The 12002-nt window shown below is 34.7% G+C and carries 13 protein-coding genes; 5 read left to right on the top strand and 8 right to left on the bottom strand.

Translation table 11 applies throughout. From position 1 onward, the window contains the following. Positions 1 to 17 precede the first annotated feature (17 nt). From H6W53_RS19300 to H6W53_RS19285, 4 genes are all read left to right on the top strand, one after another. The gene (locus H6W53_RS19300; protein WP_185209038.1) at positions 18 to 1436 is read left to right on the top strand and encodes a T9SS type A sorting domain-containing protein; all 1419 of its coding nucleotides are present in this window, start codon (positions 18 to 20) and stop codon (positions 1434 to 1436) included. Between the two features lie 100 nt (positions 1437 to 1536). After that, the gene (locus tag H6W53_RS19295) at positions 1537 to 2442 is read left to right on the top strand and encodes a hypothetical protein (protein ID WP_185209037.1); all 906 of its coding nucleotides are present in this window, start codon (positions 1537 to 1539) and stop codon (positions 2440 to 2442) included. A gap of 1 nt (position 2443) precedes the next feature. Beyond that, a complete protein-coding gene (locus tag H6W53_RS19290) occupies positions 2444 to 2911 on the top strand; it encodes an OsmC family protein (RefSeq protein WP_185209036.1) in 468 nt (155 codons plus the stop codon). Between the two features lie 229 nt (positions 2912 to 3140). After that, positions 3141 to 3788 (top strand): response regulator transcription factor, encoded by a 648-nt coding sequence (locus H6W53_RS19285; RefSeq protein ID WP_087712167.1) that lies wholly within the window; start codon positions 3141 to 3143, stop codon positions 3786 to 3788. A 213-nt stretch (positions 3789 to 4001) separates the two neighbouring features. Here H6W53_RS19285 and H6W53_RS19280 read toward each other — a convergent pair whose 3' ends face one another. From H6W53_RS19280 to H6W53_RS19255, 6 genes are all read right to left on the bottom strand, one after another. Beyond that, positions 4002 to 5513, bottom strand: a complete 1512-nt coding sequence (locus tag H6W53_RS19280; protein ID WP_185209035.1) for a carboxypeptidase-like regulatory domain-containing protein — start codon at positions 5511 to 5513, stop codon at positions 4002 to 4004. Positions 5514 to 5523: 10 nt separating this feature from the next. Further along, positions 5524 to 6888, bottom strand: a complete 1365-nt coding sequence (locus H6W53_RS19275) for a CsgG/HfaB family protein (RefSeq protein WP_185209034.1) — start codon at positions 6886 to 6888, stop codon at positions 5524 to 5526. Between the two features lie 31 nt (positions 6889 to 6919). Beyond that, positions 6920 to 7327 carry a curli production assembly/transport component CsgF gene (locus H6W53_RS19270; protein WP_087712102.1) on the bottom strand — a complete coding sequence of 136 codons (408 nt, stop codon included), beginning with the start codon at positions 7325 to 7327 and terminating at the stop codon, positions 6920 to 6922. Positions 7328 to 7338: 11 nt separating this feature from the next. Beyond that, positions 7339 to 8070 (bottom strand): CsgE family curli-type amyloid fiber assembly protein, encoded by a 732-nt coding sequence (locus H6W53_RS19265; RefSeq protein WP_087712165.1) that lies wholly within the window; start codon positions 8068 to 8070, stop codon positions 7339 to 7341. A gap of 10 nt (positions 8071 to 8080) precedes the next feature. Further along, the gene (locus H6W53_RS19260; protein ID WP_185209032.1) at positions 8081 to 8476 is read right to left on the bottom strand and encodes a hypothetical protein; all 396 of its coding nucleotides are present in this window, start codon (positions 8474 to 8476) and stop codon (positions 8081 to 8083) included. A 172-nt stretch (positions 8477 to 8648) separates the two neighbouring features. After that, positions 8649 to 9467 (bottom strand): hypothetical protein, encoded by an 819-nt coding sequence (locus H6W53_RS19255; RefSeq protein ID WP_185209030.1) that lies wholly within the window; start codon positions 9465 to 9467, stop codon positions 8649 to 8651. Positions 9468 to 9771: 304 nt separating this feature from the next. On the opposite strand from H6W53_RS19255, the gene H6W53_RS19250 reads away from it, so the two are divergent. Next, entirely contained in the window at positions 9772 to 10080 is a 309-nt protein-coding gene (locus tag H6W53_RS19250; RefSeq protein WP_185209028.1) for a helix-turn-helix domain-containing protein, read from the top strand. A 32-nt stretch (positions 10081 to 10112) separates the two neighbouring features. On the opposite strand, the gene H6W53_RS19245 is transcribed toward H6W53_RS19250, so the two are convergent. Together H6W53_RS19245 and H6W53_RS19240 are read right to left on the bottom strand one after the other, a co-directional pair. After that, a complete protein-coding gene (locus tag H6W53_RS19245; RefSeq protein WP_185209026.1) occupies positions 10113 to 10283 on the bottom strand; it encodes a hypothetical protein in 171 nt (56 codons plus the stop codon). An 819-nt stretch (positions 10284 to 11102) separates the two neighbouring features. Next, positions 11103 to 12002, bottom strand: a 900-nt coding sequence (locus H6W53_RS19240) for an RHS repeat-associated core domain-containing protein (protein ID WP_185209024.1), incomplete at its 5' end; no start/stop codon positions are given.

The following is a 12002-nucleotide window of genomic DNA, read 5'->3' as shown; positions in this document are numbered from 1 at the left end:
AAGAATTTTAAACACAAATGAGAAAACTATTATTTCTTGTGCTGCTTACTGTAGTACATCTTACTTTTGCACAGATTATTTCCAAAGATCTTTCTTTTGGTTCAAACGGAATATCTGATGTTGCCAATTACAGCTATTCATGGACTATGACTCAAGATTCCAATGGCAGTATTTATTCATCTTATTCTGTGCCGAATGGTAACGAAACCTTTGTATATAAGCTTACAAATAATGGAATTCTGGATTCGAATTTTGGAAACAATGGAAAAATTCAGTTACCTTATTACACCTATCAATGTCAATCCAAAATGCAACCTGATGGAAAGCTTGTAATTTTTGGTTACGGTAATGTCAGTGGGGGAATTTCCGGTTCTGCCAATGTAGGAATTGTATACAGAATACTTCCAAGCGGACAATTAGATACCACTTTCGGAACTAATGGAGTCTCTGTTATATCTAATGATTTTAACAGTGATACAAATGGTCGTTCTTTAGGACTACTCTTACAAAATGGAAAAATACTCATTTATAATTCTACTGCTATCTACAGGCTTAATGCTAACGGAAGTATGGATACCTCATTCGGAGTTAATGGTTCCGTAGCAATTCAGGGTAACTTTTATTATGGTGCGTTTGTAGTACTAGATAATCAATCTAATATTATCTGTCTTACTAAAATCAACTCACCCTACAGTAACAGCACCATTGAAAAATTCAATCCGAATGGACAGCCGCTAATGAACTTTGGAAACAATGGTGTTTTACAGTCTAATTTAGATTTTGCTCCTTTTAGTACAGCAATTATAGACAGCAATAATAAGATTGTTATTTCAAAATCAAATCCTGCCGGTAATGAAGTTTTTAGACTTAACCCTGATGGAACTCTTGATACCACATTTAATTGTGCTTTATCTGCAATACATCCCACTGCTTTAGCAAAAAGCATTATTGAAAAAGATGGACATTATTACATTGGAGGAAACCAATCTTCTCATCCATATATTCCTTACGGATCAGATGAATCTCCTGTTTTTTTCACAAAACTCACTCAAAGCGGCTCAATAGCTTCTGATTTTGGTTATTATGCGGACAGTTCTTTTGCTAGTGTTGAAGAAATAATAGTCAACAACAATAATATTATTTCAAATGTCGGCGGAAGTATTGTAAAATATTTATTTAATACGACTACATTATCAACTTTAAATATTACAAAAGCTGAGAATGATATTTCTTTTGAGAATCCTGTAAAGCAAAATTTAGTTTATGAATCCAAAGAAAGAGTAGGCAAAATAGACATTTATTCTATTGACGGAAAGCTTCTAAAGACCGTTAGAGAAAATAATTCTAATGTTTCCGAGCTTCAAAAGGGTGTTTATATTGCAAAAACCACTTTTGAAAATGGAAAAATCTTATCAAAAAAACTTATCAAAAATTAATTTTAACGCATAAAATTTAAAATCTCCGTAAAAATACGGAGATTTTTTATGATCTGATTTTCATAATTTTACACGCTTATTATAAAAACTAATACCTGAAATGAGAAACATTTTCTCTTTACTCTTACTACTGTGTTCATTTTTTGCCTTTGGGCAGAAGGAAGATTCTGTTGCGATAAACGAAATATTTAAAATTGAAGATTCTTTACTGAATAAAATTATTTCTGAAAATGATAGCACTTCCATAAATTCGAAAAGTATTATTCATATTCAAAATGAAATTCTTTTAAAATATGATCAGTTCATTGCAACTTATCCGAATTCTGAATATTTATTTACTGCATTTTTAGGCAAAGCATCGAATGAGCAAGGTCTAAATCAACGTGATAATGCAAAAAAATCTTATCTTTTTTGTTTAAAATTAACAGAAGATCAAAAAAACGGTAAAGAGCATGACAACCAATTTCTCTCTTCTTCTAAAAATTCATATCTAAATCACATTTATCAAAGCCTTGCAGATATTGAACTTGAAAATAATAACTTTACAGAGGCAGTAAAATTTCTGGACAAAGCGAATGAACATCCTTTTCAGTCTTTTTGTGGTAATGCTATTGCAATGGAGGAGATTTTCATGGCAGAAAAATACAGTAAATGTTATATCGGACTAAAGAAAAATGAAAAAGCACTGGATATTTTAATCCCATTATTGATAGAAAACGGTTTGGCTGATAATTCTGAAATCATTAAGCAAGCTTATGATCTTCTTTTAAAAAATAATACAAAAGAAGATTTAAAAATAAAATTTGAAAAGGCATTTAAAAACTTGATTTCAGAAAAGAAAATGAGCGGGACAAACAAGTATACTGCATACAGCATTAAATTCTTAGACAGAAATGTAACACTGCCGTATTGGAAACTGTATGATACAACAACTAAAAAAGATCGGGCAGAAATAGTAAAAAATATTCTTAAAGATTCTAAATTCTATACTCTTTTAAAAAACTAAAATGAAAAATCACCAATATAAAATAACCGTTCGCTGGACGGGAAATACAGGAAAAGGAACCAGTTCTTACAGAGACTACGAAAGAAGTCATGAAATTTCTGCAGAAAATAAAGTTCTAATCGAGGCTTCATCCGATCCGGCATTTCGTGGTGACAAGACAAAATATAATCCTGAAGAAATGCTTCTCTCTTCAGTTTCCTCATGCCATATGCTTTGGTATCTTCACTTTTGTTCGGAAGCGGGAGTTGTAGTGACGGATTATAACGATTTTCCTACAGGTATAATGACAGAACTGGCAAACGGAAGCGGACATTTTACGGAAGTAATTCTTCATCCTGAAGTTACGGTTTCGGAAGAGTCTATGATTGAAAAAGCAACAGAACTTCATCAAAAAGCAAATGAATTCTGTTTCATCGCCAATTCTGTAAATTTTCCGATAAAACATATCCCAAAAGTGTTAGTTAAATAATTTTTCAAATTAAAACAGACCCTTGAGAAATATGATAAATAAAGGCATTTACAATCAATAACTCTAAAAATAGCCCTTAAAAATCAAACCAAAGGGAATTATTTATCAAATAATCATAAATAACTGTATTATTTTAACAATTTAATCGATTTAATTAGATATTTTTTGATTATATTTATATAAATATTAAGTTTTTTTCTTATTTTTATATAAACTAAAACTAATCATGATGAGACCAAGATTAACCATCTTCGACGAGCCTCTGTTGTATACGGAAGGGCTCTCAAAACTTCTCGAACAAAGTGGAATTTTCACAACAATTGATATTTGCAATTGCCCGGAAGCATTAAAAATACTTTTGAAGGACGATCCGCCGGAATTTCTCATGATCAGTGCCAATATGCTGATTTTTACGGAACTATATAAATCTGTGGAAAATATTACCACCGAAAATAAAGCGATTAAGATTATTATTATAGGAAACGATTATGACGTGATCGATATCCGAAAATTATTCAACAAAGGAATTAAAAGCTATCTGGATAAGAACAGCAGCTACGATGAATTTATAAAATCTATAGAAGCACTTCTTTCCAATGAAATCTACGTGTGCAATCATGCAAAAGACAGAATGATTAACTTCATCAGCAATGAGCAGGACACGGGCAAAAACCAAATAAAAGATCCGTTAACGAGGCGCGAAATGGAAATCCTGAAGCTTATCTGCGACGGACTCAGCAGCAAAGACATCTCTGAAAAACTTTTCATAAGTATAAACACGGTAGAAACACACAGAAAAAGAATTCTTCTTAAACTGAATGTAAAAAATTCGGTAGGAGTTGTAAAATATGCATTGGAAAATCATATTATAGATTAAACAGCAGCTCCAATTTTTCATTAAAAAAAATTCCAAACTTACGGGTTTGGAATTTCCTTTTAAGAACCATGAAAAAATCAAAAAAATGTTATCTCTTAAAAAAGGTGAACAGCCAATTTTGTGACACAGACAAATGGTAATTAAGGACTGACAGCTAACCATTCTGTACCTGTGAATTCATTGGCTATTCACAAAAAAGCAACCTCATCAATATCATTCATAATCCGGCATTTCCGCGTTACTGAAAAGAACAGCTCTAGTGAGATCCGTCATCGAGCTGTTCAGATCAATAACCATAACATTCCGTTGGGAGATGTTATCATTAGAAGTATTCATGAAAATTACCTGAGCATTGTTCGGCGAAAATCTGGGATCAAGGTCATTAGTTCCCATCATCTTATCGCTTTCTGCCGAAATATCGTGGTTTGTGTTTGCTGTGAGATTATAGACAAAAACATGGGAATCTAATTGTCTGTAATTTCCGGAAGTATCCTGATATCCTGAAATATCCCGAGAGTAAAGCAGCATTTGCCCGTCGACGGAAAAATTCAGTCCGCCACTGGCTCCGGGAAGTCCCGTGAGAACGGTTTTAAGAACATTTCCCAGCATATCAATCACATAAATTTTTGAATTGTAACCGCTGTAATCATTTGTTTTTAAAGCAATTTTAGATCCGTCGTAGCTCCAGTCGCATTCGGAAATCATGCTGCCATCGGGTGTGGTGTACACGAGACTGAGACCGCTTCCGTCTTTATTAATTCTGTATAATTTATTAAAATTTGGATATAAAAGTTCCTGCCCGTTTGTACTCCATGAAAAATCCAGCTCATCATTCCTGAAACCTGCAACCGGAACTGTGGTCACTTTAAAAAGATTGGAACCATCGGGATTTGCAGTGTAAATATGATTGCTGCCGCCTTCTGTTCTTAAAAAAGCAACCAGCCCAGAATTATTGTTTTTTCTAGGACGCCAACTGTTGAAAGAAGAACTGGTAAACTGAAAATTCGTTCCTGAGGCATCACTGGAAAAGATCACAAGATTCCCGTTGAGTTTTTTAACATAATGATATCTGTTCGTTGGAACTGTACTGGTGGTAAATTTTCCGATGGCACTCATCACCGGAGGATGGATTCCGTCTGAGACAGAAACCTGCCAGAAATAGCTTACTCCGTAATTAAGATTGGAAAGGGTGTAATGCTTTACCGTTAAATCATTTACCTGAACAACATTTGTATTGATATTATTTTTAATTGTTAAACTGTATTTAAGTTCATCTTTGGTATCCGGATCGCTTGCGTTCCATGTAAGTTCTACACTTAAAGGCTGGCTTACCGCATTATCAACAGGACTGAGTAATACCGGAGCTGTGGGAGGAGAATTTAAAGATTTGTCGTCATCCATTTCAAAAACCACACTTACCGCCTGATCATTGGTCTGAATATTAACAGCCTGATAATTGGTGACGTAGCCGGTAAGCTCTGCTTTTACAGAATAATTTCCGATAGGCATTCCTGTAATTTCAAAAGATCCGTCTGCTCCGGAAAATACAGTCTGTGTACTGGGAGAAGTAAAAATTTTCACATTGGCAATCGGGGCATTGGTTCCCCTTTTTACTACTTTTCCTTTTAGTGTTCCTGTCTGTGCCTGATCTACAAGCTCTTCATTGCAGGAAAAAAGAAGTAAAGAAAGAAGAAAGATGCTGAATATTTTAAGTATTGTTTTCATAGTTCAGGGTTTATTGGTTACCGATATAAAAATTAAGTCCCAGCGAAAATCTCAGTGCCTGATCTTTTCTTTGCCCGTTGATAAGCCCCTCCCATTGATCTTTAAAACCCAGATCGTACTGAGAAGATGCTCTTAATCCTACATTTTTAGCAAAAATATACTCGAAGCCGCCGCCAAACTGTGCTTTGTACTGAGGTTTGATCTCAGAATACATCACTCCTGCTCCACCGTAAATGTAGGGTGTGAATTTATATTTCGGGAAAAGCAGATATTCGATGTTAATTTCGGGAACAATGAAAGTTCTTTTTACGATGTTTTCATTTTCTAACGTAAATACATTTGAATTAAATTCAAGATTGAAATTCGGATTCATGAAATATTTAAAACCCAGTTTTCCGCCAATACTCATTTTGGGATTTACGTAATCGTCTTTAATTTTTTGTGCTTCTACGTTTCCGAAAACAGCAAAATTCTTTCGGTAATTGTCCTGAAATTTATTTCCAATTACTCTGTTTACATTCTTTTGCTCTTCTCTATCGTATTCATCAACAATCGCCTGATAATTATCGATATTATCTACCGATTTCCCCCATATTTTATCTTTAATTCCTTCCACAATTAATCCTTTTACGGCTTTTTCAATCGCTTCGGTTACGGCAAGCTGAACAGGTTCATTCTGAGTAAGCCCCACTTCAGCTTCCAGCAATCTTTCGGTATCGATATATCTGAAAAAACTTCCGTTAACGCTCGTGGAAAGAATGGTTTTTGAAGTATAGACGGTTTTAAGAATTTCGCCATTTAATGTGGAAACAGCACGAAGATAAATGGTAATCCTGTCCTGTCTGTACTGTGTAGAAGCACCGATTCCGAAGTATCGTGCACCCAATCCGCCCGTCATAATATTGCTGTCATAGGAAATAACGCCTCCTTCGAGTAAAATTCCGGCGTATAAGAGCGGCGGTAATGCCTGAGTATTTTTATCGGCATCTTTAAGGTATTCCTGCCTTGTGGAACGGATGATCTGTCTTTCGTTTAAAAGATTGGCAATATTTTCTCTTTCAATCGGGATAAACCATTTGCTGTCTTCTAATGCTTTAATTAAAATGGTTGTGGTTCCCTGCGGAACGGCTGTACTCCAGTTGTTTCCGTTTTCTGCAGGTTTGTACTGCCCTGTCTGATCCCGGAATTTGTATACTCCGATCACGATTTTTTCCTTGGGCAAGGGTAAATTTTTAAGTTCTGTGGTATACGATGTGTTTTCGCCAAGCGTAGACTTTTCCGGACTGGAGGGCAATCCGAGCAAAGAGCTGCATGCCTGCAGAATGCACAGCATCGTTACCCAGAAAAAAATTCTGGTGTAGGTTGTGGATCTCATGGTCAAAAAAATTAGTAATTGGTAATCTTCTTTATTTTGGAATAACAATCTCGGACTGATCGCCTGTTTTGGTATCCAAAATATTAATCAGCAGTCCCTGAGCGGTAGCGGTAATCTGTAAATACATAGAGCCGAACAGGTAATTTCCCGGCTGAATAGTTTCTTCTCCGAACTGGTCTGCAAATAATTTTCTGGACAGTTCACTCAAAACCTGACGGTTAAGGCTCTGGCTGAAGCTGTCGAGAGAATTAAAATTATCAAGTAAGCTGTTGCTTTTTTTATCATCAAACTGATTTTGAGCGTTTGCTGAACTCAAAAGCCACTGATAATTAAACGTATCTCCTCCAAAAGCGGGATTAATAGGCTTGTAAACGAGCTGTTGTGCTTTTCCTGAGAAAATTCCCGCAAAAATGCTCAGTAGAATAATAAGAGTTTTCATGACTGATGTTATTAATAGATGAATTCATTCTTTATCAGATTTTTTTTAGCATTAAATTCTTTTATATACTTTAAGGCAGCAACCAATTGTTCTTTCAGGTAATCTTCGCTCGGATTGGTTATAAAACTGTATATAATTTTGTCTTCAATTTCAATATTGATCTGTCCGTTGGTTCCGCGAACAGGAAGTTCTGAGATTTTTACAGCGGCATTCAGTTTATCTTTAATCTGGCTGTAATTCATATAAAACATATCATAGAAGTCCTTTCCTACTTTGCTTTTGGTTTCATCAATGGTTAAACCTTTTAATTCGAAAAAAACATCTTCTTCTATTCCGGCTATTTTTTTTCTGAATAAATCTCCATTAAGTTCAAGACTGTCTTTCGCAATAAGTTTCTGGGTTTCTTCATCTTTTACATAGAGAAAAGCTTTTAAAGCGTCTTTTTTCTCAAGGTTTACATTTATTTCAGACAAAACCTTTACTTCATTAGGATTGATAGAAAATTTACCGTTTTGCTTGTTGTTAGACAAATTTCCTCCGTTTCCTTTTTTTATTGAAATGAGAAGATAATTGAGTTCTGCATAGATTGGAGTGTTGTTGGCAACCACTGCTTTGAGTTGAATCTGATCTTCCACAATTCTGCTTTCTATCTTTGCAGTGACTTTTTTATCCTCCTGCCCGAAAGTGGTGTGTGACAGAAGGATAAGAAAAGTACACAAAATAAGGGGAAACCTGTTTTTCATCATCCTATTTTTAATAATTCCTCATGAAGATGGTTTTGTTATCTCCTTTTACGTGGATCTGTAAATTTTCGGATATACTGTTGCTTCCTGTGATATCAATAATATTGTTATTACCTTGAGTTGTAACTGCAGTTTTTGTTTCTGCTTCCGAAAATGAATTCACAAAGTAAAGCGCATTATAGTCTCCCGACTGTCTTACCGCAATATCTGTTTTAGCATTGATGGAAAGCTCTGCATGATTACTATTACCCATCTGAATAATATCCGAGGAAGCCACAAGATCCTGATTCTGTACAGCGATAATGCTGAAAACATTATTGCTGTTAATCCTGTCCCAATCTATCTGTTGAGATTTTACAGATATAAAGAAGAACATTGTAAAGAAAACCCATCTTAGAGTAAACATGATTATTAATTTTGATAAAGTTAGTCTAATGTAACTTGCTATAAAACACGTATAATTGGTAATCCGTCAAAATCACTGCTTACAGTTACGTATAAACACGGATTATAAACAACGGCTAAAAAATAAAAAAGGAGAGACTGTCGTCTCTCCCAAACTTCAGATTACAGAAGTACTAATTTGATTGATTAACCATTAAAGAATTATTGTTTCCTATTTGATTTCCTATGTGAATGTGTGCGTCTCCGCTTTGGCTTACCGCCGCCAGATTTCCGTCACCGGACTGTGTATTCATAGCGCTGTTTCCATCACCGATCTGCAGTTGAACCAACAGGTTGTCGTCTCCTGTCTGGGTTCCCATTGCCATATTATCGTCTCCCACCTGGAAGGCTGCAGCAATGTTGTTATCGCCTGTCTGAATATTTGCAGCACTGTTATCATTACCCTGCTGATATTGCAGCAAAGTGTTCTCATCACCTACCTGAGTGGAAGAGGCTTCGTTTCTCTGTCCTAACTGGATCTGGGTAGCAGCATTGCTATTCCCCCACTGGAAAGAGGAAGCATCATTCCTTTCTCCGTCCTGATACTGAACAGCAGTATTCATATTTCCCCACTGTGTAGAAGATGTTTCGTTTCTTGTTCCGAGCTGTGTCTGCTGTGTAGAATTCAGCATACCTATCTGCCAAGTTGTAGCTTCGTTACGATTTCCGGTCTGGCTTGTAAGATTTGAATTTCCGACACCAGTCTGCTCTACGTCTACAGCATTTCGGTTTCCTAAGCTTTCTGCCTCATTGGTGTTTAAAATTCCCACCTGATCAATATCCGCAGTGTTTCTGTTACCATACTGATTCAATTGATTTACGTTCATCAGACCTGTCTGGTCTACTGTAGCAACGTTCATGTTTCCGTTTTGAGTACTCATATCCATATTTGCCTGTGCAAATGTGAATCCCATGGCCATTAATGTAAATACGCCTGTAACTAAGTTTTTCATATTATAAAAATTAATTGGTTAATAGTAAGACAAAGGTAGACTCTACAGCAACTCCGCGAACCACAATAAAATGGTAAATTTTAAAAATCACCGATTACAGTACGGTTTTATCACCGTTTGCTGTTTTTATTGCATCACGGGTTCTGATTAGGGGAAAATACGGGTTGGCTAATGAATAGAGGTTTTATCGTTATTTATTTCTAATATTTTTGGGGAACGAGTTTATAAGAACTTTGTTAGAATTCTGTTAAATTCAAATGATTCTTAATTTTGATGTGTATTCTTAGACTATAAAACCAATATTATGACATTTTTTTTTAATACTTCGCAGGAAGATCTTGCCAAAAGGATTGAAGTTTCCAGAACCATCTTCGGGAACTACGAACGCAATGCAAATACTCCTTCTATTGAAGTGCTGATGAAAATGGCAAGAACCTTTAATGTAACGGTAGATTATTTAATTGGGGAAGGCGAGATTTCTTCTTATGATAAAGAAGTAATGAAGCGCATTGAAGATATCGACAAGCTTGATCCTGAAACTAAAGAACATCTGTTCTTTCTCGTAGATAACATTATCCAAAATTTTAAAACGAAACAGGCGTTCACTAAATAACGTGAACTCGACTCTAAAATATTGAATTATATTTAGTTGTCCTTGCCATCTATGCATTTATCCAGTTCGGGAAATTTACCGATGGTTTTTCCGGGTAAAAAACAATAGGCGCATATGGCAGAGATCATATGGGTTAAAGCATTATCGGGATTTCGGTGTCTGGAATGCTCCAGATCAAAGACGGAAGTAAAAATATCGTTCACACTCTCTATTAAAGGATTTCTATCAATAGATTTTCGTCAAAAAGCATATCTTTGTTTTTCATGAGGTGTTTTAGTATTTGTTCAATTCTAAAATATTAATTTTAGACATTAAGCACCTCATGTTTTTCTCCGAATTCACGTTAAATAACAAAACCCACCGCAAAGCGGCAGCGAACTGAAAAATGTACACGGCTATCAAAGAGCCACTTCTTACGGCATAGAAAACATGCAGATGCAGGGCGCAATGGCTGTTTTCGTAGTCAATCTGAAGAGAATCCTGAAATTATTGTAGAGAAAATAAATCTCTGTACCGAATTTTCAAAATCAATTGTAATAAGATTAAAATCACCACTCAAAAAAATCAAAAAAACAACTTCCCAAAAAAATAAAAAGCTTATTACGGATTTTTAAATCTTGTAATAAGCTCTTATTTTTCATCCTAAATGAATAGGCTGGCGTAAGATGCAAGGTTTTTCAGTGACCTCGCAAAGCGGTGGGTTCTTTATTGTTGCTCACGGATTATAAATCCGCGAGATCGGGGGATCGGGAATATCAAAATTTATGAGACCGCAATCTGTCAGAAAAAAGAAATAGTATCCAAAAAAGAAAGCCAAAAATAATATCAAATATTATATTAACTGATTTTAATTGATGATGCACTATAATATTATATATAATATCAATCCCTATGATAATTCCACAAAATTTCAATAAATATATAATTACTCTTATAATAATTCTACCGTTTATAATTACTTTTTATTCTGATTTATATTTTTCTCAGCGTTTTCATCATGTTCTCTTATTGAATTTAATTGATTAAAAAGTTCCTGAATAAAAATTATAAATAAACCCAATTGCAAGACCTTTTATAGAAGGTTTTTCAAATTTCCCTTTCTCTATAGAAGATAAACCCATACCAACTGCCAATCCTTTTAAATCAATTGTATAATCAAAAATGGTTGTTAAATTATCATTATAAATAGCACGATCTACTAAGGTAATAGAATTGTGAGTTGAATAAATAGATCCCATTCCACCAGCATGAAGAGCATTTGCATCAACCATTTGACCAGATAATTTAACCCAATGATTATTATTTAATTGATATGTATTTTTATCATTCGAATAAAATTTATCACCATTCTTATTTAAATCACCTGTTGGTCTATCATCCACAGCAGTCACAGATTTACCTGTTTCTCCTAATTGTCCTGTTGAACCAGCATCAATGTTTTTACCTAAAATATTATCAGTTACCGAGCCATCACTATTTAAATTATAACTTGAAGTAATTTCTTGATTATCTTTTCCTAAATTATATCCAGAAATAGCTTTACCACTAGCCGCGAAATATTTTGCTCCTTCAATTTTATTGTCTTTAAAGAACTTATCTGCGTTATCTTTATTAAGATTGGAATTATATTGGTAATTACCATCTTTGTCTGTGTACCAATCTGCTCCTGTTGGATCTGTCCTGATAATGGGATTATTACCAACATAATTATATTGTGAGTATGAATAGTAAAATTCACTTAATAAATCTTGAACGCCCCATCTTCCAATGTCAGGCATATAAAACCTTGCCCCATAATCATACATGCCCGTCTCCTGCAATTCTTTACCGTTGTACTTGTAATTTTTATACGAACTTGATCCAAAGAATGAATTTCCACTTTTTAGGTGATTCATTCCGAAAGGATAATAATCATTAGCATC

Origin of the sequence: Chryseobacterium sp. C3, from assembly GCF_014218905.1 — a bacterium.
Classification (GTDB): Bacteria; Bacteroidota; Bacteroidia; order Flavobacteriales; family Weeksellaceae; genus Chryseobacterium; species Chryseobacterium mucoviscidosis.
Note: the sequence above shows the minus strand (reverse complement) of the source record. Positions and strands in the feature narration are given on the sequence as shown.